Origin of the sequence: Streptomyces sp. NPDC013157, from assembly GCF_042899865.1 — a bacterium.
Taxonomy (GTDB): Bacteria; Actinomycetota; Actinomycetes; order Streptomycetales; family Streptomycetaceae; genus Streptomyces.
In genome coordinates this window covers 205,140-230,662 of sequence record NZ_JBIBAK010000019.1, presented here as the reverse complement: position 1 = coordinate 230,662, position 25,523 = coordinate 205,140, and the positions used below count along the sequence as shown (strand labels likewise).

At 71.4% G+C, this 25,523-nt stretch carries 24 protein-coding genes; 7 read left to right on the top strand and 17 right to left on the bottom strand.

The annotated features are described in order from the left end of the window. Positions 1 to 37: 37 nt before the first annotated feature. Positions 38 to 1,195 carry an acyl-CoA dehydrogenase gene (locus ACFY6U_RS42400; RefSeq protein ID WP_093502170.1) on the bottom strand — a complete coding sequence of 386 codons (1,158 nt, stop codon included), beginning with the start codon at positions 1,193 to 1,195 and terminating at the stop codon, positions 38 to 40. A 178-nt stretch (positions 1,196 to 1,373) separates the two neighbouring features. On the opposite strand from ACFY6U_RS42400, the gene ACFY6U_RS42395 reads away from it, so the two are divergent. Next, a complete protein-coding gene (locus tag ACFY6U_RS42395) occupies positions 1,374 to 2,717 on the top strand; it encodes a UDP-glucose dehydrogenase family protein (RefSeq protein WP_390047075.1) in 1,344 nt (447 codons plus the stop codon). A gap of 236 nt (positions 2,718 to 2,953) precedes the next feature. Here ACFY6U_RS42395 and ACFY6U_RS42390 read toward each other — a convergent pair whose 3' ends face one another. Next, the gene (locus tag ACFY6U_RS42390; RefSeq protein WP_351489335.1) at positions 2,954 to 3,460 is read right to left on the bottom strand and encodes a CGNR zinc finger domain-containing protein; all 507 of its coding nucleotides are present in this window, start codon (positions 3,458 to 3,460) and stop codon (positions 2,954 to 2,956) included. 117 nt (positions 3,461 to 3,577) lie between these two features. Here ACFY6U_RS42390 and ACFY6U_RS42385 point away from each other — a divergent pair, with 117 nt between their 5' ends. After that, entirely contained in the window at positions 3,578 to 3,937 is a 360-nt protein-coding gene (locus ACFY6U_RS42385; RefSeq protein WP_351489333.1) for a VOC family protein, read from the top strand. A gap of 14 nt (positions 3,938 to 3,951) precedes the next feature. Further along, positions 3,952 to 4,341: a VOC family protein gene (locus ACFY6U_RS42380; RefSeq protein ID WP_351489330.1), complete on the top strand. Its 390-nt coding sequence runs from the start codon at positions 3,952 to 3,954 to the stop codon at positions 4,339 to 4,341. Positions 4,342 to 4,393: 52 nt separating this feature from the next. Here ACFY6U_RS42380 and ACFY6U_RS42375 read toward each other — a convergent pair whose 3' ends face one another. The 4 genes from ACFY6U_RS42375 to ACFY6U_RS42360 all read right to left on the bottom strand — a co-directional run bounded on the left by ACFY6U_RS42375 (position 4,394) and on the right by ACFY6U_RS42360 (position 8,489). After that, entirely contained in the window at positions 4,394 to 5,497 is a 1,104-nt protein-coding gene (locus ACFY6U_RS42375; RefSeq protein ID WP_390047072.1) for a dipeptidase, read from the bottom strand. 134 nt (positions 5,498 to 5,631) lie between these two features. Further along, positions 5,632 to 6,810, bottom strand: a complete 1,179-nt coding sequence (locus tag ACFY6U_RS42370; protein ID WP_390047071.1) for a dipeptidase — start codon at positions 6,808 to 6,810, stop codon at positions 5,632 to 5,634. Between the two features lie 21 nt (positions 6,811 to 6,831). Next, positions 6,832 to 7,353: a 5-(carboxyamino)imidazole ribonucleotide mutase gene (purE, locus tag ACFY6U_RS42365; RefSeq protein ID WP_390047069.1), complete on the bottom strand. Its 522-nt coding sequence runs from the start codon at positions 7,351 to 7,353 to the stop codon at positions 6,832 to 6,834. Further along, a complete protein-coding gene (locus ACFY6U_RS42360) occupies positions 7,350 to 8,489 on the bottom strand; it encodes a 5-(carboxyamino)imidazole ribonucleotide synthase (protein ID WP_390047067.1) in 1,140 nt (379 codons plus the stop codon). Before ACFY6U_RS42360 ends, purE begins: the two co-directional genes overlap by 4 nt. Positions 8,490 to 8,706: 217 nt before the next feature. On the opposite strand from ACFY6U_RS42360, the gene ACFY6U_RS42355 reads away from it, so the two are divergent. After that, complete coding sequence (locus ACFY6U_RS42355) at positions 8,707 to 9,210, top strand: GtrA family protein (RefSeq protein ID WP_390047065.1); 504 nt, start codon at positions 8,707 to 8,709, stop codon at positions 9,208 to 9,210. Between the two features lie 34 nt (positions 9,211 to 9,244). Here ACFY6U_RS42355 and ACFY6U_RS42350 read toward each other — a convergent pair whose 3' ends face one another. Further along, positions 9,245 to 10,516, bottom strand: a complete 1,272-nt coding sequence (locus ACFY6U_RS42350; protein WP_390047063.1) for an ATP-binding protein — start codon at positions 10,514 to 10,516, stop codon at positions 9,245 to 9,247. Positions 10,517 to 10,668: 152 nt separating this feature from the next. Further along, positions 10,669 to 11,346 carry a response regulator transcription factor gene (locus ACFY6U_RS42345; RefSeq protein ID WP_390047061.1) on the bottom strand — a complete coding sequence of 226 codons (678 nt, stop codon included), beginning with the start codon at positions 11,344 to 11,346 and terminating at the stop codon, positions 10,669 to 10,671. A 491-nt stretch (positions 11,347 to 11,837) separates the two neighbouring features. Here ACFY6U_RS42345 and ACFY6U_RS42340 point away from each other — a divergent pair, with 491 nt between their 5' ends. Beyond that, positions 11,838 to 13,334, top strand: a complete 1,497-nt coding sequence (locus ACFY6U_RS42340; protein WP_390047059.1) for an oligopeptide:H+ symporter — start codon at positions 11,838 to 11,840, stop codon at positions 13,332 to 13,334. A gap of 135 nt (positions 13,335 to 13,469) precedes the next feature. Here the strand turns inward: ACFY6U_RS42340 and ACFY6U_RS42335 are convergent, their stop codons facing one another. The 6 genes from ACFY6U_RS42335 to ACFY6U_RS42310 all read right to left on the bottom strand — a co-directional run bounded on the left by ACFY6U_RS42335 (position 13,470) and on the right by ACFY6U_RS42310 (position 18,763). Next, positions 13,470 to 14,774: a hypothetical protein gene (locus ACFY6U_RS42335; RefSeq protein ID WP_390047057.1), complete on the bottom strand. Its 1,305-nt coding sequence runs from the start codon at positions 14,772 to 14,774 to the stop codon at positions 13,470 to 13,472. 2 nt (positions 14,775 to 14,776) lie between these two features. Further along, complete coding sequence (locus tag ACFY6U_RS42330) at positions 14,777 to 15,829, bottom strand: hypothetical protein (RefSeq protein ID WP_390047145.1); 1,053 nt, start codon at positions 15,827 to 15,829, stop codon at positions 14,777 to 14,779. A gap of 17 nt (positions 15,830 to 15,846) precedes the next feature. Beyond that, on the bottom strand, positions 15,847 to 16,698 hold the full coding sequence (locus tag ACFY6U_RS42325; protein WP_390047056.1) for a hypothetical protein: 852 nt from the start codon (positions 16,696 to 16,698) through the stop codon (positions 15,847 to 15,849). A 28-nt stretch (positions 16,699 to 16,726) separates the two neighbouring features. Next, positions 16,727 to 17,443 (bottom strand): LPXTG cell wall anchor domain-containing protein, encoded by a 717-nt coding sequence (locus tag ACFY6U_RS42320; RefSeq protein ID WP_390047054.1) that lies wholly within the window; start codon positions 17,441 to 17,443, stop codon positions 16,727 to 16,729. Between the two features lie 203 nt (positions 17,444 to 17,646). Then, positions 17,647 to 18,165 (bottom strand): ATP-binding protein, encoded by a 519-nt coding sequence (locus tag ACFY6U_RS42315; RefSeq protein ID WP_390047052.1) that lies wholly within the window; start codon positions 18,163 to 18,165, stop codon positions 17,647 to 17,649. A gap of 184 nt (positions 18,166 to 18,349) precedes the next feature. Next, on the bottom strand, positions 18,350 to 18,763 hold the full coding sequence (locus tag ACFY6U_RS42310; protein ID WP_390047050.1) for an STAS domain-containing protein: 414 nt from the start codon (positions 18,761 to 18,763) through the stop codon (positions 18,350 to 18,352). Between the two features lie 305 nt (positions 18,764 to 19,068). Between ACFY6U_RS42310 and ACFY6U_RS42305 the strand changes: the two genes are divergently transcribed. Together ACFY6U_RS42305 and ACFY6U_RS42300 are read left to right on the top strand one after the other, a co-directional pair. Next, complete coding sequence (locus tag ACFY6U_RS42305; RefSeq protein WP_390047049.1) at positions 19,069 to 19,962, top strand: RNA polymerase sigma factor SigF; 894 nt, start codon at positions 19,069 to 19,071, stop codon at positions 19,960 to 19,962. A 160-nt stretch (positions 19,963 to 20,122) separates the two neighbouring features. Then, a complete protein-coding gene (locus tag ACFY6U_RS42300; protein ID WP_390047047.1) occupies positions 20,123 to 21,622 on the top strand; it encodes an RICIN domain-containing protein in 1,500 nt (499 codons plus the stop codon). Between the two features lies 1 nt (position 21,623). On the opposite strand, the gene hutI is transcribed toward ACFY6U_RS42300, so the two are convergent. The 3 genes from hutI to ACFY6U_RS42285 are packed head-to-tail and all read right to left on the bottom strand — an operon-like array spanning position 21,624 to position 25,377. After that, on the bottom strand, positions 21,624 to 22,802 hold the full coding sequence (hutI, locus tag ACFY6U_RS42295) for an imidazolonepropionase (RefSeq protein WP_390047045.1): 1,179 nt from the start codon (positions 22,800 to 22,802) through the stop codon (positions 21,624 to 21,626). A gap of 35 nt (positions 22,803 to 22,837) precedes the next feature. After that, entirely contained in the window at positions 22,838 to 24,184 is a 1,347-nt protein-coding gene (locus ACFY6U_RS42290) for a formimidoylglutamate deiminase (protein ID WP_390047143.1), read from the bottom strand. Continuing rightward, entirely contained in the window at positions 24,175 to 25,377 is a 1,203-nt protein-coding gene (locus ACFY6U_RS42285) for an allantoate amidohydrolase (RefSeq protein ID WP_390047141.1), read from the bottom strand. Before ACFY6U_RS42285 ends, ACFY6U_RS42290 begins: the two co-directional genes overlap by 10 nt. Positions 25,378 to 25,523: the final 146 nt, after the last annotated feature.

The window sequence follows — 25,523 nt, the reverse complement described above, 5'->3', positions numbered from 1 at the left end:
GCCCCGAGGGGCGCCTTCTCGCCGGATGCCGTGGTGGCTATGGCAGGTTGCGGGCCATGACGATCCGCTGAACTTGGTTCGTGCCCTCATAGATCTGGGTGATTTTCGCGTCGCGCATCATGCGCTCGACGGGGTAGTCACGGGTGTAGCCGTAGCCGCCGAGGAGCTGGACGGCGTCCGTGGTGACCTCCATGGCGACGTCGGAGGCGAAGCACTTGGCCGCCGCGCCCTGGAAGGTGAGGTCGGCGTCGCCGCGCTCGGAGGCGGCCGCGGCCTGGTAGGTGAGGGCGCGGGCGGCGGCGATCTTCATGGCCATGTCGGCGAGCATGAACTGGATGCCCTGGAAGTCGGCGATCGGCTTGCCGAACTGCTTGCGCTCCTGGACGTAGCCCTTGGCGTAGTCGAGGGCGCCCTGGGCGACGCCGAGGGCCTGGGCGGCGATGGTGATGCGGGTGTGGTCCAGGGTCTTCATCGCGGTGGCGAAGCCGGTGCCCTCGGCCCCGATCATGCGGTCCGCGGGGATGCGGACGTTGTCGAAGTAGACCTCGCGGGTGGGCGAGCCCTTGATGCCGAGCTTCTTCTCCGGGGCGCCGAAGGAGACGCCCTCGTCGGACTTCTCGACCACGAAGGCGGAGATGCCCTTGGAGCGCTTCTCGGGGTCGGTGACGGCCATCACCGTGTAGTACTCGCTGACGCCCGCGTTGGTGATCCAGCGCTTCACGCCGTTGAGGACGTAGTGGTCGCCGTCACGGACCGCCTTCGTCTTCATGCCGGCCGCGTCGGAACCGGCCTCCGGCTCGGAGAGGCAGTACGAGAACATCGCGTCGCCCTTGGCCAGCGGCGTGAGGTACTTCTTCTTCAGATCCTCGGAGCCGGAGAGGATCACCGGGAGCGAGCCGAGCTTGTTCACGGCCGGGATGAGGGACGAGGAGACGCAGGCACGGGCGACCTCCTCGATCACGATGACCGTGGCGAGCGCGTCGGCACCGGCCCCGCCGTACTCCTCGGGGACGTGCACGGCCTGCAGCTCGTTGGCGACCAGGGCGTCGAGAGCCTCCTGCGGGAAGCGGGCCTCCTCGTCGACCGCGGCGGCGTACGGGGCGATCTTCGCCTCGACCAGCGCGCGGACGACGTCCCGGAGCATGTCGTGCTCCTCGGACGGGCGGTACAGGTCGAAGTCAGCCGATCCGGCCAAGGTCTCTCACTCCAGACGAGATGGTGCCGACGCTAATTACTGTTAAGTAACTCAAAGTTTAGAACGCAGCCCACGGAACGGTGACGTGAGGTACGCGACAGCGGGAAAGTTGCCCGCAAGGGCGCCCGGTTATGCTCGGCCCCGCAGCAGCACCAACGTCCCCGAGCTGGAGCATTCCATGAGCCTCAAGATCACTGTGATCGGCACCGGCTATCTCGGCGCCACGCATGCCGCGGCCATGGCGGAGCTCGGCTTCGAGGTGCTCGGGCTCGACGTCGTACCCGAGAAGATCGCGATGCTGGAGCGCGGCGAGACCCCGATGTACGAGCCGGGGCTCGACGAGCTGCTGCGCCGGCACGTGGCGGGCTTCGAGGGCTCCTCCGGGCGGCTGCGCTTCACCACCGACTGGGCCGAGGTGGGCGCCTTCGGCGACGTCCACTTCGTCTGCGTGAACACCCCGCAGAAGCACGGCGAGTACGCCTGCGACATGTCGTACGTCGACTCCGCGATCGCGTCACTGGCCCCGCATCTGACCGCGCCCGCCCTCGTCGTCGGCAAGTCGACGGTGCCGGTCGGCTCGGCGGAGCGGCTGGCCGCCTACCTCGCCGAGAACGCGCCGGCCGGGGCCGATGCCGAGCTGGCCTGGAACCCGGAGTTCCTGCGTGAGGGCTTCGCCGTGAACGACACGCTGCACCCAGACCGGATCGTGGTCGGCGTGCGCAGCGAACGCGCCGAGAAGCTGCTGCGCGAGGTGTACGCGACGCCGGTCGGCGAGGGTACGCCGTTCGTGGTGACCGACTTCCCGACGGCCGAGCTGGTGAAGACCTCGGCGAACTCCTTCCTGGCCACGAAGATCTCCTTCATCAACGCGATGGCGGAGGTGTGCGAGGCCGCGGGCGGGGACGTGGCCAAGCTGGCGGAGGCGATCGGGCACGACGACCGGATCGGGAAGAAGTTCCTGCGCGCCGGGATCGGGTTCGGCGGCGGCTGCCTGCCGAAGGACATCCGCGCCTTCATGGCCCGGGCGGGTGAGCTGGGCGCCGACCAGGCGCTGACCTTCCTGCGCGAGATCGACTCCATCAACATGCGGCGCCGGGGGCAGATGGTCGAGATGGCCCGGGACGCGCTCGGCGGCGGGTCCTTCCTCGGGAAGCGGGTCGCGGTGCTCGGCGCGACGTTCAAGCCGGACTCGGACGACGTCCGGGACTCGCCGGCGCTGAACGTCGCCGGGCAGATCCATCTGCAGGGCGGCCAGGTGACGGTGTACGACCCGAAGGGGATGGACAACGCCCGGAAGCTGTTCCCGACGCTTGGCTACGCCGGTAGCGCCGAGGAGTGTGTGCGGGGGGCCGATGTGGTGCTGCACCTCACCGAGTGGCGGGAGTTCAGGGAGCTGGATCCGGCGGTGCTGGGAGAGGTGGCCGCGGCTCGCGTGCTGCTCGACGGGCGTAACGCGCTGGATCCTGAGAGCTGGCGGCGGGCCGGGTGGACGTATCGCGCCATGGGGCGTCCCACCGCGTGAGGCTGCGGGTGCGTGGGGGCTGGTCGCGCAGTTCCTCCCCCGGCCTTCGGCCGGGGGTGCCCCCAGCGCCCCTTTCGGGGCGCTGCAGTGCGGGGCGCTTCATCACAGGGCGTCCGCCAAGGAGAAAAAGGAGAAAAAAGGCGACACCGGTTCGGCCGAGGCTCAGTCGGCCGAACCGGTGTCTTGTTGCATTCTGCACCACCCGGCACACGGTTTTCCGGTGAACCGGCTGTGGCTTACCGGTCCTTGGCCCGGTACCGGCGCATTTTGGCGCGCGCCCCGCACACCTGCATCGAACACCAGCGGCCGCGGCCGGCCGGGCTGCGGTCGTAGTACGCCCAGTGGCAGGTGTCGGCCTCGCAGGCCTTGAGGCGGGTCCAGGTGCCCTCGATCGCGGCCGTGGCGACGGCCGCGGCTATGCGGGAGAGCAGGGGGGCGGGGTCGGCGGGGGCGAGGGTCGCCGAGCCGTCGGCGGGGTCGACGGCGACGTGCAGGGGGGCCTGCGCGAGCAGTTCGCCCAGTGGGGTGACCTCCTGGTGCGGGGGGTACCCGGCGTGCGCGAGAAGGGTGGCGCGCAGGGATTCGCGCAGGGCGCGCACCGGTGGGAGGTCCGCCTCCGTGATGCCGAGGCGTGCCCTGCCGTCCGCCGTGCCGAGCGCGTCGGCGCCGGACTCGAGGTCCAGGGTGTTCACCAGGGCCTCGACCAGGGCCAGGCCGCCCGGCGCGGGCGATCTCTCACTCATCCCTGCAAGTTACCTCCGAAATCCGCTTGCGACGTTACTCCCACTGCGGGAGCATGCGGTAACCGAAGTTACTGGTTGAACGGCTCTAGAGGTAACTCCGACTTCGAGGAGGAAGTCATGGCTCTCGCCAAGCTCGGTGTCGTCGTCCTGGACTGCCCCGACCCGTCCGCGCTCGCCGGTTTCTACGCCGGGGTGCTGGGCGGCAGTGTCGAGGGGGACGGGGACTGGGTGGACCTGACGGTGCCCGGCGGGCAGGCGCTGGCGTTCCAGAAGGCGCCCGGATTCGTGGCGCCGCAGTGGCCCGCGCCCGACGACTCGCAGCAGTTCCACCTGGACCTGGTGGTGGACGACCTGGACGCGGCCGAGAAGGGGGTGCTGGATCTGGGCGCGAAGCCGCTGGACGCATCGGATCGGGAGCGCACCTTCCGGGTGTACGCCGACCCGGCCGGGCACCCGTTCTGTCTCTGCGCCGGCTGAGAGAAGGAGCGCTCATGGCGTCCGTCGCGCGCTTGCGCAACGTGGTGATCGACTGTCCGGACCCACACGCCCTGGCCGCCTTCTATACGGCCGTCGTCGGGGGCACTCTGGTGGCCGAGGAGGACGACTGGGTCGTGCTGCGGCTGCCGGACGGACTGCGGCTGGGCTTCCAGCTGGCGGAGGGGTACGTCCCGCCGCAGTGGCCGCGGGCCGACCACGACTCGCAGCAGTTCCATCTCGACTTCGACGCGGGCCCGACGTGGGAGGACGTCGACGCGGCGGAGAAGAAGGTGCTGGCGCTGGGGGCGCGGCTGCTGCGGCGCGAGGAGGACCCCGTGGCGGAGGACTTCCGGGTGTTCGCCGACCCGGCCGGGCATCCGTTCTGTCTGTGCCGGATCGACTGACCGGAACGACTGACCGGATCGACTGACCGAAACGACTGGCCGGAACGGCTGGTCAGGCCTCGGTGTCCGCCGGGCGGGGCGGGTTCGGTTCCCTGCGGCGTTGGGTCGCGCGGGCGGTGAAGTCGGCGCTGCGCAGGGCCCGCTGGACGTTTCCCCAGGTCAGCAGGGACAGCTCGGTCTCCGACCAGCCGCGTCGGAGCAGCTCGGCGATCAGGTGGGGGTAGCGGGAGGTGTCGTCGAGGTCGCGGGGGTGGGCGGCGCCGGAGTCGTAGGTGCCGGACAGCGCGACGCACTCGGGGCCCGCGACCACGCGGACGTGGTCGAGGTGGTCGGCGACGTCCGGGACGGTCGGCCCGGTCTGCTCGGCGGCCAGCGGCACCATGCACACGCCCTTGTGCTCCCCCAGCTGCCCGAGCAGCTCGTCGGAGAGGTTGGCGGGGTGCGGGCGTACGGCCGCCGCGGCGGAGCGGGTGCACAGGACCGGTGTCTTGGAGAGCGCGAGCACCCGGGCCAGGGTGATCTCCGGGGCTCCGGACAGGTCGGCGAGCACCCCGAGCCGGTTCATCTCCCGGACCACCTCCTCGCCGAACCGGGTCAGCCCCTCCTCCCCCGCCCAGGCGGCACCGGCCAGGGAGAGCACCCGCAGGCCCAGGGACTGCAGGACCCGCAGGATGCCGAGGGAGTCGTCGAGGGCGGCGGCGGAGGCGGGGCCGAGCACCACGGCGACCCGGCCGCAGTTGCGGGCGTCGATGACCTGCCCGGCGGTGCGCACCAGCCGGAGCCCCTCCGGGTGGGTCTCGACCACCCGGCGCACCAGGTCCAGCTGCTCCAGGGTGGCACCCACGGCCCGGTCGCCCCGTTCCCCCGCCGGCAGGTCCAGCGACCAGAACAGCGCGCCCACGTGCCCCTCGCGCAGCCGGGGCACGTCCGTGTCCACAGCCGTCTCGCCCAGCTCCAGGTCGTACCACGGCAACGGCCCGAGCGCCCGGGGCAGCGCGCAGTAGCCGTCCGCGACCGGATGCGCTTCCAGCAGCGCGTGGGCCCGTTCCAGGACCGAGGCACCGGACTCCAGCGGGAACCGGAACGGGTCGTCCGGGAGGCCGTCCTCCCTGCCGACCTCGGTCGTGGTGTGGATGTCGTGCTGGAGGTCGGCCATGAAGGGCTCCGTACGTCGTCGTGAGCTACGTCGTGAAGGGGCTGTAGCTCACCGTCGCACGCCTGCCCGGGAGGGTTCCTGGTGGACGGGGCGTTCGGGGGTACGCCCCGAACGCCCGGCCCTTGCGGACGGCCTCAGCCGTCCAGCTCGGCGATGGTCGCGTGGGACGGCCCCCGCGTCTCCTGGAGGCCGCGGGCCACGTCCTCCGCCGCGCCCAGCACACGGACCGCGTTCTGCCAGGTCAGCTTCGCCAGGTCGGGCCTGGACCAGCCGCGGTCCAGCAGCTCGGCGACGAGGTTGGGGTAGCCGGAGACGTCGTTCAGGCCGTCGGGGGTGAAGGCCGTGCCGTCGTAGTCGCCGCCGATGCCGAGGTGGTCGATGCCGGCGACCTCACGCATGTGGTCGAGGTGGTCGGCGACCGTGGCGGTGGTGGCGATCGGGCGCGGGTTGGTCTCCTCGAAGGCCCGGTGGACCTTCATCGCCTCCTCGGTGGTGTCGAGGTGGTGGAAGCCGTGGGCGCGCATGTTCTCGTCGGCCGCCGCCGTCCAGTCGACCGCCGCCTGGAGCACGAACTTCGGTACGAACGTCACCATCGCCATGCCGCCGTTGCCGGGGAGGCGCTCGAGGACGTCGTCCGGGATGTTGCGGGGGTGGTCGCAGACGGCCCGGGAGGAGGAGTGGGAGAAGATCACCGGGGCGGCGGTGGTGTCCAGGGCGGCGCGCATGGTGGTGGCCGCCACGTGGGAGAGGTCGACCAGCATGCCCAGGCGGTTCATCTCGCGCACGACCTCGCGGCCGAAGGCCGACAGACCGCCCACGTTCGGCTCGTCGGTCGCCGAGTCCGCCCAGTCGTTGTTGTCGTTGTGGGTGAGCGTCATGTAGCGCACGCCCAGCTCGTACAGGCCGCGCAGGGTGCCCAGCGAGTTGTCGATGGAGTGGCCGCCCTCCGCGCCCATCAGGGAGGCGATACGGCCCTCGGCGCGTGCCGCCTCCATGTCGGCGGCGGTCAGCGCGGCCCGCAGGTCGGCCGGGTAACGGGCGATCAGCTGGCGTACGCAGTCGATCTGTTCGAGGGTCGCCGGGACCGCGCCCGGCAGGTCCGAGCGGACGTACACCGACCAGTACTGCGCGCCCACCCCGCCCTCGCGCAGGCGCGGGATGTCGGTGTGCAGGTGCGCGTTCTGGTGGGCGGCGATGTCACGGGCGTCGAGGTCGTAGCGGACCTGCTCGCGCAGTGCGTACGGCAGGTCGTTGTGGCCGTCGACGACCGGGAACTCGCGCAGCAGGGACCGGGCTTCATCGAGGGACGTCATTGCGTATTGCTTCCCGGAGTCCTACTTGCCGAAGCCGAAGCCGCTCGGCCCCTCGACCTTGGCACGCAGCCGCTTGCCCTTCTCGGTGGCCTGGTCGTTGAGGTCCTGCTGGAAGTCGCGCATCTTGTGCAGGAGGTCCTCGTCGTGCGCGGCGAGGATGCGGGCGGCCAGCAGACCCGCGTTGCGGGCGCCGGCGACGGAGACGGTGGCGACCGGGACGCCGGCCGGCATCTGCACGATGGAGAGCAGGCTGTCCATGCCGTCCAGGTACTTCAGCGGGACCGGGACGCCGATGACCGGGAGCGGCGTGACGGAGGCGAGCATGCCCGGGAGGTGGGCGGCGCCGCCCGCACCCGCGATGATCACCTTCAGGCCGCGCTCGGCGGCCTGCTCGCCGTACGTGATCATCTCGCGCGGCATCCGGTGCGCGGAGACGACATCGACCTCGTACTCGATCTCGAACTCGTCCAGGGCCTTGGCGGCGGCCTCCATCACGGGCCAGTCGGAGTCCGAACCCATGACGATGCCAACAACGGGGCTCATTCGGTGATCGTGCCTCTCAGGTAGCCGGCAGCGTGACGTGCGCGCTCGAGAACGTCGTCCAGGTCGTCGCCGTAGGTGTTGACGTGACCGACCTTGCGGCCGGGCTTCACGTCCTTGCCGTACATGTGGATCTTCAGTTTCGGGTCGCGGGCCATGCAGTGCAGGTACGCGGAGTACATGTCCGGGTAGTCGCCGCCGAGGACGTTGACCATGACCGTCCACCTGGCGCGGGGCCGCGGGTCGCCCAGGGGCAGGTCCAGAACGGCCCGCACATGGTTGGCGAACTGGCTGGTGATCGCGCCGTCCTGGCTCCAGTGACCGGAGTTGTGCGGGCGCATCGCCAGTTCGTTGACGAGGATGCGGCCGTCGCGGGTCTGGAACAGCTCGACGGCCAGGTGGCCGACCACGCCCAGTTCCTTGGCGATCCGCAGGGCCATCTCCTCGGCCTGCAGGGCGAGGGTCTCGTCCAGGTCGGGAGCGGGCGCGATCACGGTGTCGCAGACGCCGTTGACCTGCTGCGACTCCACCACCGGGTAGGCGACGGCCTGGCCGTGCGGGGAGCGTACGACGTTGGCGGCGAGCTCGCGGACGTAGTCGACCTTCTCCTCGGCGAGGACCGGCACGCCGGCCCGGAAGGGGTCGGTGGCCTCCTCCGCGGTCTCGACGACCCACACGCCCTTGCCGTCGTAGCCGCCGCGCACGGTCTTCAGGACGACGGGGAAACCGTCGCCCTCGGCCGCGAACCGGACCACGTCCTCCTGGTCGGCCACGATCCGGTGCCGCGGGCACGGCACGCCGATCTCCGTGAGCTTCGCCCGCATCACACCCTTGTCCTGGGCGTGCACCAGCGCGTCCGGGCCGGGGCGCACGGGGATGCCGTCCGCCTCCAGGGCCCGCAGGTGCTCGGTCGGCACGTGCTCGTGGTCGAAGGTGATCACGTCGCAGCCGCGCGCGAACGCACGCAGCGTCTCCAGGTCGCGGTAGTCGCCGACGACGACATCGCTCACCACCTGGGCCGCGGAATCCTGAGGGGTGTCACTGAGGAGCTTGAACCTGATGCCCAGCGGGATGCCTGCCTCGTGCGTCATACGCGCGAGCTGACCCCCGCCGACCATGCCGACTACCGGGAACGTCACGCCCCTAGGGTATCGGCCACGCCGGGGTGGCCGGTTTCCGCGCCCGCGACCAGGGCTCTTACCCGCCGCTTCGCCGCCTCTTGCCCCGCTTTTCCCGTGCCTTTCCGGAGCTCTTCCCAAGCCTTTCCCGACCTGTGTCGCCATCCACAGGCATCGGAGATACTGGGTCGTTAGAGTGGCTGAGTCGCAATACCTACGGACGGGAGCCCGCACAACCATGGAACGTGGTTCCTCGGGGCTGCAACGGCTCGTACGCGAGGTCGCCAAATTCGGCGCGGTCGGCGGGGCCGGCATTCTCGTCAATCTCGGCGTCTTCAACCTGGTCCGGCACGTCACCGACCTGCCCGTGGTGCGGGCGAGCGTCATAGCGACGGTCGTCGCGATCATCTTCAACTACCTCGGCTTCCGCTACTGGACGTACCGGGACCGCGAGAAGAGCGGCCGCACCAAGGAACTCACCCTGTTCCTGCTGTTCAGCGCGGTCGGCCTGGTCATCGAGAACGGTCTGCTGTACCTGGCCACCTACGGCTTCGGCTGGGACAGCCCGCTGCAGAGCAACGTCTTCAAGTTCGTCGGCATCGGCGTGGCGACGCTGTTCCGTTTCTGGTCGTACCGCACGTGGGTGTTCAAGGCGCTGCCGGCGCGTGAGACGGTCGCCGACGCGGAGGCCATCCTGGAGCGGGCCGCCGACGCCGAGCAGCCCGCGCAGCGGGTCCGGTAGGGCACCGCGGGCAGGTCCTGGCGGACCGTCGGTCCTAGCGGACCATCGGCAGGTCGTCGTCCCGCTTGTGCGGCGGCGGGGTCCGGGACAGGAACAGGCCGAACACCGGCGGCTGGGCCTGGAGCAGCTCCAGGCGGCCGCCGTCGGCCTCCGCGAGGTCACGGGCGACGGCCAGCCCGATCCCGGTGGAGTTGCGGCCGCTGATGGTCCGCTCGAAGATGCGGTTGCCCAGGTCGGCGGGGACGCCGGCGCCCTCGTCGGTCACCTCGACCACCGCCTGGTTGCCGGTCACCCTGGTCCGCAGGGCGACGGTGCCGCCCCCGTGCATCAGGGAGTTCTCGATCAGCGCGGCCAGCACCTGCGCCACCGCGCCCGGCGTGCCGACCGCGCGCAGGTGCCGTTTGCCGGAGCTGACGATCGCCCGGCCCACGCCGCGGTAGGCGGGCCGCCACTCGGCGAGCTGCTGCTGGATGACCTCGTCCAGGTCGAAGGAGACGGCGGAGCCGGTGCGCGGGTCGCGGGAGTTCGTCAGCAGCCGCTCCACCACGTCCGTCAACCGCTCCACCTGCGTGAGCGCCACGTTCGCCTCCTCCTTCACGATGTCCGGGTCGTCGGTGAGGGTGATCTCCTCGAGCCGCATGGACAGCGCGGTCAGGGGCGTGCGCAGCTGGTGGGAGGCGTCGGCGGCGAGGCGCCGCTCGGCGGTGAGCATCCGTCCGATCCGCTCGGCGGAGGAGTCCAGCACGTCGGCGACCCGGTCCAGCTCGGGTACGCCGTACCGCTTGTGCCGCGGGCGCGGATCGCCGGACCCCAGCCGCTCGGCGGTCTCCGCGAGGTCGGTGAGCGGGGAGGCCAGCCGGTTGGCCTGCCGGATCGCGAGCAGCACGGCGGCGATCACGGCGAGCAGCGCGACGGCCCCGATGATCAGCAGCGTACGGCCGACCTCCCGGGTCACCGTCGACCGCGGCTCCTGGACGGTGACCGTCTCGCCTTCCTCACCGTCGGCCGTGTAGTGGATGACATCGCCCTCGGGCTTCACACCCAGTTCGATCGGAGGCTTGCCCGGGATCCGGATGACGGCGTACTGCTCCTTGCCGACCTGGCTCCGCAGTATCTCGGCGGTGACGTCCTCGTCCTCGAGGATCCGGCTGTCGACGATGCTGGCGAGGCGGAGCGCCTCGGAGTCGACGCGTTCCTGGGCACTGTTGCTGATGGTCCGACTCTCGACGATCACCAGGGAGACGCCGAACACGGCGATGACGACGAGTACGACGGCGAGGGTGGACTGAATCAGACGACGACGCACGGCACTCTCCGGGAAACGGCCACTTCAGCGCCCCTTCAGGGGCGCGGGGCGCTATCGATATGCGGCTACCGCCGCGGGGCGCGACCAGCCCACGGCGACGGCCAGTCGCGCACACCTCATCAGCCACCCACGGCGCAACGCGCGTAGCCGACCTAGCTCTTTTCGAAACGGAACCCGACACCACGCACGGTAGCGATGTACCGCGGGTTCGCCGCATCGTCGCCGAGCTTCTTGCGCAGCCACGAGATGTGCATGTCGAGCGTCTTGGTCGACGACCACCACGTGGTGTCCCAGACCTCCCGCATCAGCTGGTCCCGCGTGACGACCCGCCCCGCATCCCGCACCAGCACCCGCAGCAGGTCGAACTCCTTCGCCGTGAGCTGGAGTTCCTCGTCGCCCATCCACGCCCGGTGCGACTCGACGTCGATCCGCACACCGTGCGTGGCCGGCGGCTGCGTCGGCTCCGCGGCACCGCGCCGCAGCAGCGCCCGCACCCGGGCCAGCAGTTCGGCGAGGCGGAACGGCTTGGTGACGTAGTCGTCGGCACCGGCGTCGAGGCCGACGACGGTGTCCACCTCGTCGGCCCGCGCGGTCAGGATGAGGATCGGCACGGCGTGGCCCTCGGCACGCAGCCTGCGCGCCACCTCCAGGCCGTCCATGCCGGGCAGCCCGAGGTCCAGCACGACCAGGTCGACGCCGCCCTGCATTCCGGCGTCGAGCGCGGTGGGTCCGTCCTCGCGCACCTCGACCTCGTAACCTTCCCGGCGCAGTGCGCGGGCCAGCGGCTCCGAGATGGACGCGTCGTCCTCGGCGAGCAGTACACGGGTCATGGGGTGATGGTAGTCCGATTACGCGCAGTACTGGAGTGTGATCGGCACCAGGGATTCTTACCTTGGGGCACAGTGGTACGAACCTGTGGGCGCGAGGTGCGATCGTAGGAGGGACCTTCGAAACCGGGTGCGAGGTTCCGCCGACACCTGTGATCCCTGTCTCAAGTCCTTCCATATCCGGCAGTGTCCTGACGTACAGTGACGTGAACGCCTGTAGTACACCCGGGGACCTTTGGTGGGCATCTTGACACTGAAGGTCTCTTTTGTGTGCGGGCTGGCCTGCCAGCCTCGAAAGGAATGACCTCTGGCCGGGCTCCGGACGCGACACAGCGTCACGGAGCGTGGATCCCGGTGGTCGCCGTCCGCCGCCCCGCGACCCGGGGCGGAATCCCTGTGGGCGTGGGGTGGACGGGCGGACCCTGCCGGTGCCGGCCGCTCCCCCCACGGGCGCGCAGAGCCCCACCGCGCGCTCCGACCAGCAAGGAACGACCATGGCGTCCAGCCTGACGAAGGACTCGGTCCGACCGGGCACCCCCGGTTCCGAGAAGACCTTCTTCGGCCACCCCCGCGGACTGGCCACCCTCTTCATGACCGAGATGTGGGAGCGCTTCTCCTACTACGGCATGAAGGCCCTGCTCCCGCTGTACCTGGTCGCTCCCGGCGGCCTGCACATGAACGCGGCGACGGCGACGGCGATCTACTCCGTGTACCTGTCGCTCGTGTACCTGCTCGCCCTGCCGGGCGGCTGGTTCGCCGACCGTGTCCTCGGCCCCCGCAAGACGGTCGCCGTCGCGGGCACGATCATCATGCTCGGCCACCTGACGCTGGCGCTGCCCAGCGCCGGCACCTTCTTCGCGGGCCTCGGCCTGGTCGCCATAGGTTCCGGTCTGCTGAAGGCCAACATCTCCACGATGGTCGGCCACCTGTACGAGGGTCCGGACGACCCGCGCCGTGACGGTGGCTTCACGCTCTTCTACATCGGCATCAACCTGGGCGCGTTCGCCGCGCCGCTGGTCATCGGCACGGTCGGCGAGAACTACAACTGGCACCTGGGCTTCGCGCTGGCCGCAGTCGGCATGGCGCTGGGTCTCGCCCAGTTCCTGCTCGGCACCCGCCACCTGAGCTCGCGTTCGGACATCGTCCCGACGCCGCTGTCCGCCGCGGAGAAGAAGGCGACGCTGACGAAGGCCGGCTTCTGGGCCGCCGTCGCCGCGGTCTTCTACGTCGTCGTGGGTGTCTCCGGCGTCTACACGCTGAACTGGCTGCTGGTGCCGATCACGATCGCCGGTCTGCTGATCCCGGTCGTCGTCATCGCGCGCATCAAGCGGGACAAGGACCTGGACCGCGCCGAGCAGTCCAAGATGAGCGCGTACATCTGGTTCTTCGTGGCCGCCGCCGTCTTCTGGATGATCTACGACCAGGGCGGCTCGACCGTGTCCCTGTTCGCCGACGCGTCCGCCAAGAACACGATCTTCGGCTGGAACTTCCCGGTCTCCTGGTACCAGTCCGTCAACCCGGTCATGATCATGGCGTTCGCGCCGGTCTTCGCCTGGGCGTGGCTGGCGATGGCGCGGCGCGGCAAGGAGCCGAGCACGGCCGTGAAGTTCGCCGGTGGTCTGGTGCTGATCGGTGCGTCGTTCTTCCTGTTCCTCGCGCCGCTGTCGATCGCGGACGGCGGGCACAAGGCCGCGGCGATGTGGCTGGTCGGGATCTACTTCGTGCAGACCGTGGGTGAGCTGATGCTGTCCCCGGTGGGGCTGTCCGTGACGACCAAGATGGCGCCCGCGAAGTACGCGTCCCAGATGATGGGTGTGTGGTTCCTCGCGGTCACCGCGGGTGACGCGACGACGGGTCTGCTGTCCATCGCGGGTGTCGACCTGAACAAGACGGGGATCGTGGCGTTCCAGGCGGTCCTCGCCGTGGTCGCCGGTCTGGCTGTGTGGCTGTACCGGAAGAAGGTCCGGGAGCTCATGGGCGACGTTCACTGACGTCTTCGACAGAGGGCCACCGGGATTTTGGATTCCGGTGGCCCTCGTGCGTTTTCGGCTGTCCGTTGTGTGTGGCTGGTCGCGCAGTTCCTCCCCCAGCCTTCGGCCGGGGGTACCCCCAGCGCCCCTAGGGAATCAGCGCGTCCTCTTTCGAGGCATGAAGGTGAACACAGCGCCGCCCAGCAGGATGGCCGTTCCCGCCACGAGGCCCAGCGCCTTCAGCGCGCCGTTGCTGTTGTCACCGGTCTCTGCGAGGCCGCCGCTACTGCCGCTGCTCGACGAGCCGCCCGACGTAGATGTGCTGCCCGATGCCCCGCTCGCCTGCTGCGTCGTGTCCAGGGTCAGTGAGACCTCGGTCTTCGTCGGGGTGCAGGTGGTCGTCGTGCCGAGGGCCTCGACCGTCAGGACGCCCGGTGACAGCGTCGACTCGCCGCTCGCCCCCGGCTTGTACGTGCCCGTGAGGTCCGGGATCTCGATCGGGTCGCCGGACTTGATCGCGGAGGAGTTGGTGGGGCCCTCCACATGGACCGTGCCCTTGTCGGCGCCGCCCAGGACCACCTCCATCGACGGCTTCACCGAGTCCGCCGGGATGTCGGCGGGGCTGTCCATCACCGACCCGTTGAACTGCACGGTGAGGGCGAAGCTGCCGCCGTCCTTCTTGGCGTTGATCTGCACCGGCGAGGTCGCGCTCTTGTCGCCGATGGGTGTCTTGCAGGCGTAGGGGATGTCGACCTCCTTGCCCGTGAAGTCGGTCTGGCCGCTCCCCGTGCCGTCGGAGGCCGATGCGGACGCGGAGGCCGACGCCGAGTCGGAGGGGGATGCCGAGCCGGAGGGCGACGTCGACGCCGAGGTGGTGTCCGACGGGCTCGCCGAGCCGCTCGAACCGCTTCCGGTCACCTCGATCGTGGCGGCCTTCTCCACCGTGCCCGTCGGGGTGCACACGGTGTTCGTCCCGTACGCGTTGACCGTGTACGCGTCCGGCGTGAGCGTCACCTCGCCGGGCGAGGTCAGTTTCAGCGAGCCCGTCATGTCGGACAGCACCATGTCGCCGCCCTTGGGGATCGCCGGGTTCTCGCGCGGTCCCTGCAGGGCGATGTCGGCGGTCTGGGCGCCGGCCGCCTTGACCGTGCCGGACGGCTGGACCGTGTTCGCAGGCAGGTCGATGATGTCCGGGTTCTTGGACGCGGCCTGCACGAACTTCCAGGTGATGTCGACGGTGTCGCCGACCTTCGCCGTGGCGGGCGCGGTGATCTCGACCTTGGTGGTCCCGTCGATCGGGTCGGCGACCCCGGCGGGCGGTACGCAGTGGGTGGCGTACGACACCTCGGCCGCCTGGGCGGTCCCCGCGGCCGCGCCGAGCAGGGCGCCCGCCCCGGCGAGGACCAGGGCGGCCGCCGCCGCGCCCGCTCTGGCCGGTACCGGTGTCACTCTCCTTCGCATGATCACGTCGGTCCTTTCGTCGTCGGAGTCGTGGGACTCGTGGAACTGTCGTCGTGCGGTGCGGAGAGCCGGTCGGCCGTCGCGCCCGGACCGGAGTCCGGGGTGAACCACGGCAGGGTCGAGGTGGTGGGGGCCGCCGAGGGCGCGGGCTCCGCGGCGCGCAGGCGCGGCACGCGGAAGACCGGGCGGGGCACTCCCCGGTGCCGGATGCCGCCGGCGCGGGGCGGCCGTACCCGGTCCACCACCGCCATGCCGATGCGGAAGACCGCCGCCGGTACGACCACGCAGAGCAGGAGCCAGAAGAGGGTCACGCCCCAGGGGCGGCCGACGCCCCAGGGCTCCTCGGCGAGGACCTTGCCGTCGTACCTGAGGGAGACGGTGTAGTCGCCGTGTGCCCCGGCGGAGAGTTCGACGGGCAGTTTGACCTGCGCCTTCTTGCCGGGCGCGAGGGTGCCGTGCCACTGCTGCTCGTCCCACTCGGGGGCGAACACGCCGTGCGCGGTGCCGACTTGGAAGACCGGGTCCTTGAGGGTGCTCGATCCCGCGTTGCCGATGGTGAAGACGAGGGTGCGGGAGGGGGGTGCGCCGAACCAGGTCAGCAGGCCCGAGGAGCCGTCGAGGCGGGTGTCGGTGAGCATCGACAGGCGGCCGCCGGTGGGCTCGGCGGGCAGCGCCTTGACGGGGTGGCCGGCGACCTGGAAGGAGACGTCCGCGTCGGCACTGGCGCCGGTCACGGTGGCCACGTGCACCACGCAGGGGCAGGGAACCGGCGGTTCGGCGACCGGGAGCTGCTTGCCGAAGGAGCCGTTCGCGTCGGTGGTGACGGCCCGTCCGTCGGCGTTGGCACAGGAGTTGGTGCCGCCGATCACGCCCCGGGACGGGCTGGACTGACCGCAGACCAGCATCATCAGCAGGGTGTGCGGCCGCCAGCCGGTGCCGCTGACGGTGACCGAACCACCGGTGCCGGCCTGGGACTTGGAGACCTTGACGGCCGGCCCGTCGGCGGCTGCCGCCATGGGTGCCGCCAGGAACAGCGAGAACACCGCCGTCAGCATCAGGAACACCCGCACCCTCACCTCGCCGCTCCTGTCAACTCGACCTCCGTGGAGGTGGGTTCGGCCGCCCGGTGGGCACGCCGCCTGCGTAGTCGTACGGCCGTCACGGCGGCCCCCGCCGTCAGCGCGCCCGCGGCCACCGCCACCGCGCCCCAGGGCACGAACCGGGCCTGCGCGCTCGCCGTGTCCTGTGCGCCCCCCGCCGCCGCCGTCAGGCGGACCTCGGCCACGTCCAGGGCGGGATGGCCGGGCCACGGCTCGCTGAGCCGGGTACGGCTGCCCGGGGCGAGACGGACGGGGAGGGTACGCGGTGACCGGTCCAGGAGGACCCGGCCGAAGACTCCGTCGGCGTGCACCGCGAGCCTGGGTACGAGCACGGTCGTGCCCCTGTTGACCAGCTCGTACGTGATGCGGTCGCCGTGGACGGCGAGGTGTTCGACGGTCAGCGCGGAGAGGGCGGGTCCGCCGACGCGCAGACGGATGCGGGCGGTTGCGGTGCGGCCGTGGGTGTCCCTCGCCACGAGCGTGCCGGTGCGGTCGCCGGGGGCCGCGCCCGCCGGGACGGTCACGGTGAAGGGGACGTCGGCGCGGGTACGGGCGGGGACGCGCACGCTCTGCTCGGCGAAGGTGACGGGGACGGCGGTGCCGGTGCCGGTCAGCCGTACCGTGACGGGGTGGCCGCCGGAGTTGGTCACCGACACGGTGTCCTGGAGGACCGTCCCGGGGGTGCCCTCGGCGTAGAAGGACGGGCGGCCGCCGCCCGCGGGCGCGAGGGACCAGCCCTCGGCCGCCATCGCTCGGGGAGCGGCGGCGAACAGGGTCAGCAGGGACAGCCCCAGCAGCTGGGCGACGGACTGGGCGGACGGCATGGGCGGCTCCAGCGGTCGGACCCGGAGGTCAGCGGCGTACGGTCTGATTCCGCCGGGTCAGCCAGAGCGTGCCCGCCGCGCCCGCGAGCAGCACGGTGCCGCCGAGGGTGCCGAGGGCGACGAACGAGTCCTCGGGACCGGTCTTCGGGAGGGTGCCTCCGGAGTCGGTGCCGGTGCCGCCGGACGACGAGCCGGAACTGCCGGAACTGCCGGAACTGCTCGAACCGCCCCCGGCCGCGGTCACGTCCAGGGTCAGGGACGGGCCGGGGTTGTTGGTGGGGGTGCAGGTGGTCGTCGTACCGAGCGCCTTGATGGTCAGCGTGCCCGCCGTGAACGTCACCTTGCCGGACTTCTCCGGGGTGTACGTGCCGCTCAGGTCGTTGATCTTGATGGGGGTGTTGGCGGGGATCGCGGCCTGGTTGGCGGCGCCGGTGACGTTCAGGGTGCCGCTGTCGGCGCCGCCGATCTTGATGACGGCGCTCGGGTTCACGGCACCCTTGCCGAGTTCGACGGGGCTGGAGGAGACGCCCTTCTGCCAGGACATCGTGATCTTGTAGCCGCTGCCGCTCTTGACGCCCTTGATGTCGATCGGAGAGACAGCGCTCTTCGGACCGATCGGTGTCGTGCACTTGTAGTTGACGTTGACGACGGTGGCGTGCGCCGCGGGGGCGGCGAGCAGCACCGCCGATCCGGCCAGGGCGGCGGCGGACGCGAGCACGGCGGTACGTTTCGGGTACGACGACACGGTCGGTCCACCCCATTCGTTACTGACGAGGTATCAGATTCGGCCGTCAAGGTACGCCGGGGCTCATAAGGAGGGAAGAGAAAGGGCGTGGCGGAAGTGTGGGGATACCGAAGCGCCTGCGGCGCCCCACAGGGGCGCGAGGAACTGCGCGACAAGCCCCCACCGGCCGTCAGCCGAAAAACGACCCCGGGAGCGGCGCCTTCTTACGCCGGTGCCCCCAACTCCGCCCACACGGTCTTCCCGGCCGCCCCGGCCGTCCGCACAACCCCCCAGTCCAGACAGAGCCGTTGCACGATGAACATCCCGTGCCCCCCCGGCCGCCCCGCCCGGTGCGGCGTCCGCGGCGCCGGCTGCCCGGCCCCCCGGTCGGACACCTCCACCCGGATCACCTTCTTGTCGCAGGCCAGGAACAGCTCGTCCGGCCCCTCCGCATGCAGGCACGCGTTGGTGACGAGCTCGGAGACGACGAGCAGCACGTCCTCGGCGGCGGCCCTGCGGTCGGCCGTCGCGGCCGGCAACCACCCCCACGCGTGCAGCGCCTGGCGGGTGAAATCGCGGGCGAGCGGTACGACCCCGCTCTCGCCGTGGAGGCGCAGCCTGCGGACCTGACGACCCCCCGTCGAGGCCGGCAGCTCGTCGGACGCCGCCCCCTCGGACATCCCCGAAGCGCCGCTGGGCTCCGGGCCGCGGTCGCCCGGCGGGTAAGGCCGGGTGGTGCTCATCAGCGCTTCACCTCACCGATTCACCGGTTCACATGAAAAATTTCGGGTTGCTGCAGTTCGTACGGGCCTGCCGGCGCGACCGACTCGAACAGGGCCGGGCCGGGCGACAGCAGATCCAGGATCTCTCCTGCCCGAGCGATCCACGGGAACACCCCCCGGTTCCGGACGCCGGGCCGGCCGGGGCTCAGCCCTCGCCGCCGGTCGTGCCGGTCCCGCCGCCCCTGCCGTCCTCGTCGGCCAGTGCCGCCTCGACGGAGTCGTGGACGGTGAAGACCGCCTCGGCGCCGGTGATCTCGAAGACCCGGGCGACGACGGGCAGCATCCCGGCGAGGTGCACCCCACCCCCGCCGGCCTCGGCCCGCAGCCGGGCGCCGAGCAGCACGTTCAGCCCGGTGGAGTCGCAGAACTCAAGGCGCGAGCAGTCGACGACAAGGCGTGAGAACCCCTTGTCGAGGAGATCGTCGAGCGGCTCGCGCAACAGGTCGGCGGTGTGGTGATCGAGCTCACCCGCCGGAATCACGACGGCGCTGGAGCCTTCTTCCCGCACCTCCACCAGCAGCCGGCCCGACTGTGCGCTGCCGACCGTCCCGTGGTCCATTGCCGTCTCTCTCCCGAGGTCGTGACCGCTTTTGCCACCGTCTGACCGATGTCTGACGATGCCCACCGATGTCCGCCGAACGCCGTGTCGGCGCCCTCGAACATTACGCCTTCTGCACGCAACCCGACACCCGAACAACCTCGCAGAACAGGACAAACACTAATAGAACGGACTTGCGAGTGGCTCGGCGGAGCGGGTAGGGCTAGTAGGGACACGTAACCGACACGGCCGGCTTTGGAGGCGCCGCACACCGCAGTGCACGCACGGCTCCGGCAGCCTTATTGCCGAGAACGATGGAGGACACCATGTCACCCCGGCTCGACGCCTCGCACACCCTGACGGCGACGTCGACACCCCCACCGGAACCACTGGATGCCATCGAGGGATTCTTCGCGGAACTCGGACTCCCGGAGATCCCCCCGTACGACGAGGTCGACGCGGTCGACGCGCGAGCCCTGTCCAAGACCCTCTTCGAGCGGCTGGAGTCGCTGGAGGAAGGCACGCACGAATATTCGTACGTCCGCAACACCCTCGTCGAGCTGAACCTCGCGCTGGTCAAGTTCGCCGCCTCCCGCTTCCGCTCCCGCAGCGAGCCGATGGAGGACATCATCCAGGTCGGCACCATCGGCCTGATCAAGGCGATCGACCGCTTCGAGCTCTCCCGCGGAGTCGAGTTCCCCACCTTCGCGATGCCGACCATCATCGGCGAGATCAAGCGCTTCTTCCGCGACACGTCGTGGTCGGTACGCGTCCCGCGCCGCCTCCAGGAACTCCGCCTCGACCTCGCCAAGGCGGGCGACGAACTGGCCCAGAAACTGGACCGCGCCCCCACCGTCGCGGAACTCGCGGAACGCCTCGGCCTCTCCAACGAGGAGGTCGTCGAGGGCATGGCCGCGTCCAACGCCTACACGGCCTCCTCCCTGGACGCACAGCCCGAGGAGGACGAGTCCGAGGGCTCCCTGGCGGACCGCATCGGCTACGAGGACCACGGCCTGGAGGGCATCGAGTACATCGAGTCCCTGAAGCCCCTCATCGCCGAGCTCCCGGCCAGGGACCGCACCATCCTCTCCCTCCGCTTCGTCGCGGGCATGACCCAGTCGGAGATCGGCGACGAACTCGGGATCTCCCAGATGCATGTCTCCCGGCTGCTGTCCCGCACGCTCGTACAACTGCGCAGGGCGCTGACGCTGGACGAATGACCCCGGCCGGACCGTTGCGCCGCCGGGGCGACGGGGATCCCCCACCCCCGGCTCCCGCCCCGGCCCGCCGCGTCTTTGGCCAAAGCTCCCCCGCTACCGCGAGTCACACCCCAAACTGGCCGGTACGTCAGGAAGGACGGCCCGCGAGAAGGGGTGCACGATGGTCGAGGACATCCAGGGCGGTCCACCCTCGGACACCCGCCTGACCGAGCTCCTGCGCACCCCCACCCCCACCGCCTACCCCGCCCTCCAGGAACTCCGCGCCCGCCACCACCCGGCCGTCCTCGCCTACGCCCGCCTCTGCACGGCCGGCGACGCGGCGGCCCGCAGGCTCACCGCGCAGACCTTCACCACCGCCGCCCGCGACATCGCGCGCGGCGCCGAGCCGGTCGTACCCCTCCGCCACCACCTGCTCCTGCTCACCGCCCGGCTGGCCGCAGGCTGGTCCGGCGACGATCACTCCGCGGCCCTGGACCCCACCCTCCTGCTGGTCCTGAACTCCTCCGGTGCCCCCGGCGGCCCGACCCCGCCGCTGCTCCCGGCGTTCCAGTCCCTGCCGTCCCGCACCCAGGGCCTGATCTGGTACGGCGTGCTGGACCAGGAGCCCGCCGAGCGGACCGCCGCCTGTCTCGGCCTGACCCCCGAGGACCTCCGGTACGACACCCCGCCCGCCCTGCAGTCCCTGGCCCAGGCCTGCCTCCGCAGCCGCCTGGCCGCCTCCGACGACCCGCGCTGCGCGGACTTCCGCCGCCTGATCGAGGAGTCGGTCCGCCCGGAGAACCCCCGCCACAGCCCGGACCTGCACGCGCACATGGCCCACTGCCCGCACTGCACGGCCGCGTTCGAGGACCTCACCGCGCTCCGGGACGCCCCGCGCGAGACCCTGGCGGAGGGCCTGCTGCCCTGGGCCGGAACGGCGTACGCACGTCACGAAGCCCCGCCGGCACCACTCGCCGACCCCGCCTCGCCCCGGCAGCGCCGCCAGCCGTCGCGGCGCCTGCTCCTGACCTCCACGGCGCTGGGCGTGGCCCTGGTACCGCTGCTGCTGGTCCTGCTGGCCCACCGGGACAGCCACGCCCCCGACCCCGCCGCCGCGACCCCGCCGCCACCGAGCCCCCAGGTGACGGTGACGGCCACGGCGACCGTCTCGCCGACGCCGTCCGGTGTCTCCGCCACGCCCAGTGCCAGTGCTATGTCACATACCCCGACCCCGTCCGCAAGCCCCACCCCCTCCCCCAGCCCCAAACCCAAACCGCCGGGAACGTCCTACGCCCAGGTCGTGAACCTCGCCACCGCCCGCTGCCTGGACGTCCGCGACGGCGACTTCGACAACGGCACCGACGTCATCACGGCCCCCTGCTCCGGCTCCGCCGCCCAGCGCTGGCGGGTCGACCTGGACCGGGGCGTCCTGCAGTCGGCCGCGGACCCCGACTTCTGCCTGGACAGCCGGGGTTCGGTCGACAAGGGCGTCGGCATCTGGAGCTGCGACTCGGTGGACGGCGACCACGGCGACAACCTCCGCTTCACCGTGACCCCCGACGGCGAGATCCGCCCGGAAACAGCCCTCGAGACGGCGCTCACCCCGTCCGGCGACGACCAGCTCTCCCTGGACCCGGTGAACGACGGCACGGGCCAGCGCTGGCGGGCGGGGGCGGGCTGACTCAGCCGGCGACCCGTACGCCCTTCCGCCACACCCCGCTGACCAGCGGCACCCCCGGCCGGTACGCCAGATGGACATGGCTCGGGGCGTCCAGGAGGAGCAGGTCGGCGTAGGCGCCGGGGCTCAGGCGGCCGATGTCGTCCCTGCGCAGGGCCGCCGCGCCGCCCGCCGTCGCCGACCAGACCGCCTCGTCGGGGGTCATGTGCATGTCCCGCACGGCCAGGGCGATGCAGAAGGGGACGGAGGAGGTGAAGGACGAGCCGGGGTTGCAGTCGGTGGAGAGGGCGACCGTCGCGCCGGCGTCGAGGAGGAGGCGGGCGTCGGGCCATTCGGCGCGGGTGGAGAACTCGGCACCGGGCAGGAGGGTGGCGACGGTCCGGCTGTTGGCGAGGGCGTCCACGTCCGCTGCCGTGAGGTGGGTGCAGTGGTCGGCGCTGGCCGCGTCGAGTTCCACGGCGAGCTGGACGCCGGGGCCGTAGGAGAGCTGGTTCGCATGGATGCGCGGGGTCAGGCCCTTGGCCTTGCCCGCGGTGAGGATCGTCCGGGCCTGGTCGCCGTCGAAGGCGCCCTTCTCGCAGAAGACGTCGATCCAGCGGGCGTAGGGGGCGCAGGCGTCGAGCATCTCGCCGGTGACGAGGTCGACGTAGGCGGCCGGGTCGTCGGCGTGGTCGGGCGAGACGATGTGGGCGCCCAGGTACGTCACTTCGTCGGTGTGCCGCGCCGCGATGCGCAGGGCGCGGGACTCGTCGGCGACCGTCAGGCCGTAGCCGGACTTCGTCTCGAAGGTGGTGGTGCCCTGGCGGAGGGCCTCGGCGAGGTAGTGCGTGAGGTTCCGCTCCAGCTCCTCGTCGGTGGCGGCGCGGGTGGCCGCGACGGTCGTCCGGATGCCGCCCGCCGTGTAGGAGCGGCCGGACATGCGGGCGTTGAACTCCTGGGTGCGGTCACCCGCGAAGACCAGGTGGGAGTGGGAGTCCACGAAGCCCGGCAGCACCGCCCGGCCGCCCGCGTCGACCCGGTTGTCAGTGGCGGGTGCTTTGCTTGACTCACCGGTCCACACGACGCGGTCGTCCTCGACGACGACGGCCGCGTCCTGGATCAGACCGAGAGGGGAGTTGTCACCGAGGGAGGGGTCGTTGGTGACCAGCGTGGCGATGTTGGTGATGGCGGTGCTGCTGCTCATGGCGTCCTCGTCGGAGTCCTTGGGTGGGCTGGTCGTCAGGCGCGAAGGGCTTCGACGGCCCGCGCGAGGGCCTGTGGCACATCGGGTACGAGGGTGTGCACGCCGTCCCGTACGACGTGACGGCCTCCGACGACCGTGTGCCGTACGTCCGCCGCGGTCGCCGCGAATACGGCCGTCTCGGCGCCGAGCCGCGGCAGCGGTCCTGCCGTTCTGACCGAGTCCAGGGCGATGGTGGTGAGATCGGCGAGCATGCCGGTCTCGATGGCGCCCGCGTCGTCCCAGCCGAGGGCGGCGTGCCCGTCGGCAGAGGCGGCGCGCAGCAGGGCCGCGGCCGTCCAGTGGCCCCGGGTGCGGGTGCGCAGCCGCTCGTTCAGCTCCATCGCGCGGGCCTCTTCGAGCAGGTCGATGACGGCGTGGCTGTCGGAGCCGAGGGAGAGCGACGAGCCCGCGCGCTGCAGGGCGACGGCCGGTCCGATGCCGTCGGCCAGGTCGCGCTCGGTGGTCGGGCACATGCAGGTGCCGGTGCCGGAGCCGCCGAGCAGCGCGATGTCCTCGTCGGTCAGGTGGGTGTTGTGGACGCCCGTGGTGCGCGGGCCGAGGACGCCGTGGTCGGCGAGCAGCCGAGTGGGTGTGCAGCCGTGGGCGGCCTGGCAGGCGTCGTTCTCCGCCGTCTGCTCGGACAGGTGCACATGGAGCGGGGCCCGCCGCTCCTCGGCCCAGCCGGCCACGGTCGCCAACTGCCCGGCGGGCACGGCCCGTACGGAGTGGACCGCCGCCCCGATCCGTGCGTGATCCCGTTCCTTGAGAACTGAACAGCGTTCGGCCCAGGCCTCCGCGCTGCCGTCGGAGAAGCGCAGCTGGTGGGTGTTGGGCGGCTCGCCGAAGCCCGAGGACAAGTAGGCGGTGTCGAGGAGGGTGATGCGGATCCCGGCGTCGGCGGCCGCCGCGATCAGCGCCTCGCCCATGGCGTTGGGGTCGGCGTACGGGGTGCCGCCGGGGGCGTGGTGGACGTAGTGGAACTCGCCGACGCAGGAGACGCCCGCCAGCACCATCTCGGCGTACACCGCGCGGGCGAGCGCGTGGTAGGTCTCCGGGGTCAGCTGGTCGGCGAAGGCGTACATCAGCTCGCGCCAGGTCCAGAAGGTCCCGGAGCCGACCTGGACGGTGCCGCGCAGGGCACGGTGGAAGGCGTGCGAGTGGGCGTTCGCCAGGCCGGGGAGGGTGAGGCCGCGCAGCACCTCGGCACCCGGCGGCGGCACGGGCACCTCGGTGCGGACCGCCGTGATCCGGCCGTCGGCCACCTCCACGGCGACACCCGGCTCGACGTGCGTGTCCAGCCAGGCATGCTCCAACCAGTACGTCGTCCGTGTCGTCACCCGCAGGCCAGCCCTTCCAGTACGTCGGCGAGCGCGCTCACCCCGGCCACGCAGTCGTCCTCGGCCGCGAACTCGGCCGGGGAGTGCGAGACGCCGGTGGGGTTGCGCACGAACAGCATGGCGGTCGGGATGCTCCCGGAGAGGATCCCGGCGTCGTGTCCGGCACCGGTACCCAGGACGGGCACGGTGAGACCGGTGTCCCGGCCGAGAAGGCGCCCCAGCTCGTCCCGCAGGGCGTGGTCGAACTCGACGACCGGCGTGAACGACTCGCGGACCACGTCCAGGTCGATGCCGTGCGCCTCCGCGTACTCCCGGGCGGCCTTCTCGATGCCGCCGACGACGGTGTCGAGGGTGGCCTGGTCGGCGGCGCGGGAGTCGAGCCAGCCGCGTACCAGGGAGGGGATGGCGTTGACGCCGTTCGGCTCGACGGCGATCTTGCCGAAGGTGGCGACGGCACCGGCGAGTTCGGCCTCACGGCGGGCGGCGAGCACGGTCTCGGCGTACGACAGCATGGGGTCGCGCCGGTCCACCAGCCGCGTCGTGCCCGCGTGGTTGGCCTCGCCGCGGAAGTCGAACCGCCAGCGGCCGTGCGGCCAGATGGCGCTGGCGATGCCGACCCGGTCGCCGGACAGGTCCAGCGCCCGGCCCTGTTCGACGTGCAGTTCGACGAAGGCACCGATGCGCGCGAGCCGCTCGGGGTCGGGCCCGATGGCGTCGGGATCGTAGCCGGCGGCTTCCATGGCCTGCGGCAGCGTGATGCCGTCGCCGTCGGTGAGCCGGTGGGCCTGCTCGACGGTCAGGTGCCCCGCGGTCAGCCGGGACCCGACACAGGCGAGCCCGAACCGGGCGCCCTCCTCGTCACCGAAGTTGACGATGGCGAGGGGCCGGGTGAACGCCACCCCTCGCCCCCGGAGTTCGTCGAGCGCGGCGAAGGAGGACACGACACCGAGGGGGCCGTCGAAGGCCCCGCCGTCCGGGACGGAGTCCAGATGCGACCCGGTGACGACGGCATCCCCGGCCGCCGGGTCCCCGAGCCAGGCCCACTGGTTCCCGTTCCGGTCGACCTCGTACGCCAGCCCACGCCCCTCGGCCTGCTCCCGGAACCAGGCCCTGCAGTCGGCATCGGCCCCGGTCCACGCGAAACGCCGGTAACCGCGGGAGTCGGGGTGCCGGCCGACGGGCAGCAGCTCCCGCCACATGGCGTGGAAGGAGGCCGCACCGCCGACCGGTGTGGCACCGGGCTGCACGCCCTCGCCCCGCACAGGCTGCTCAGGCTGCGCGCCCTCGCCCCGCACAGGCCGTACAGGCTGTGGGCAGTCGTTCCGCGGGGCGGAACGGGTGGGCA

Excerpts from the sequence above, each read along its gene's own strand:
- ACFY6U_RS42395 (WP_390047075.1), top strand. The coding sequence starts at position 1,374 with ATGAGCCTCAAGATCACTGTGATCGGCACCGGCTATCTCGGCGCCACG.
- ACFY6U_RS42390 (WP_351489335.1), bottom strand. The coding sequence starts at position 3,460 with ATGAGTGAGAGATCGCCCGCGCCGGGCGGCCTGGCCCTGGTCGAGGCC.
- ACFY6U_RS42385 (WP_351489333.1), top strand. The coding sequence starts at position 3,578 with ATGGCTCTCGCCAAGCTCGGTGTCGTCGTCCTGGACTGCCCCGACCCG.
- ACFY6U_RS42380 (WP_351489330.1), top strand. The coding sequence starts at position 3,952 with ATGGCGTCCGTCGCGCGCTTGCGCAACGTGGTGATCGACTGTCCGGAC.
- ACFY6U_RS42375 (WP_390047072.1), bottom strand. The coding sequence starts at position 5,497 with ATGGCCGACCTCCAGCACGACATCCACACCACGACCGAGGTCGGCAGG.
- ACFY6U_RS42370 (WP_390047071.1), bottom strand. The coding sequence starts at position 6,810 with ATGACGTCCCTCGATGAAGCCCGGTCCCTGCTGCGCGAGTTCCCGGTC.
- purE (WP_390047069.1), bottom strand. The coding sequence starts at position 7,353 with ATGAGCCCCGTTGTTGGCATCGTCATGGGTTCGGACTCCGACTGGCCC.
- ACFY6U_RS42355 (WP_390047065.1), top strand. The coding sequence starts at position 8,707 with ATGGAACGTGGTTCCTCGGGGCTGCAACGGCTCGTACGCGAGGTCGCC.
- ACFY6U_RS42345 (WP_390047061.1), bottom strand. The coding sequence starts at position 11,346 with ATGACCCGTGTACTGCTCGCCGAGGACGACGCGTCCATCTCGGAGCCG.
- ACFY6U_RS42340 (WP_390047059.1), top strand. The coding sequence starts at position 11,838 with ATGGCGTCCAGCCTGACGAAGGACTCGGTCCGACCGGGCACCCCCGGT.
- ACFY6U_RS42335 (WP_390047057.1), bottom strand. The coding sequence starts at position 14,774 with ATGCGAAGGAGAGTGACACCGGTACCGGCCAGAGCGGGCGCGGCGGCG.
- ACFY6U_RS42330 (WP_390047145.1), bottom strand. The coding sequence starts at position 15,829 with ATGCTGACGGCGGTGTTCTCGCTGTTCCTGGCGGCACCCATGGCGGCA.
- ACFY6U_RS42325 (WP_390047056.1), bottom strand. The coding sequence starts at position 16,698 with ATGCCGTCCGCCCAGTCCGTCGCCCAGCTGCTGGGGCTGTCCCTGCTG.
- ACFY6U_RS42315 (WP_390047052.1), bottom strand. The coding sequence starts at position 18,165 with ATGAGCACCACCCGGCCTTACCCGCCGGGCGACCGCGGCCCGGAGCCC.
- ACFY6U_RS42310 (WP_390047050.1), bottom strand. The coding sequence starts at position 18,763 with ATGGACCACGGGACGGTCGGCAGCGCACAGTCGGGCCGGCTGCTGGTG.
- ACFY6U_RS42305 (WP_390047049.1), top strand. The coding sequence starts at position 19,069 with ATGTCACCCCGGCTCGACGCCTCGCACACCCTGACGGCGACGTCGACA.
- ACFY6U_RS42300 (WP_390047047.1), top strand. The coding sequence starts at position 20,123 with ATGGTCGAGGACATCCAGGGCGGTCCACCCTCGGACACCCGCCTGACC.
- hutI (WP_390047045.1), bottom strand. The coding sequence starts at position 22,802 with ATGAGCAGCAGCACCGCCATCACCAACATCGCCACGCTGGTCACCAAC.
- ACFY6U_RS42285 (WP_390047141.1), bottom strand. The coding sequence starts at position 25,377 with ATGTGGCGGGAGCTGCTGCCCGTCGGCCGGCACCCCGACTCCCGCGGT.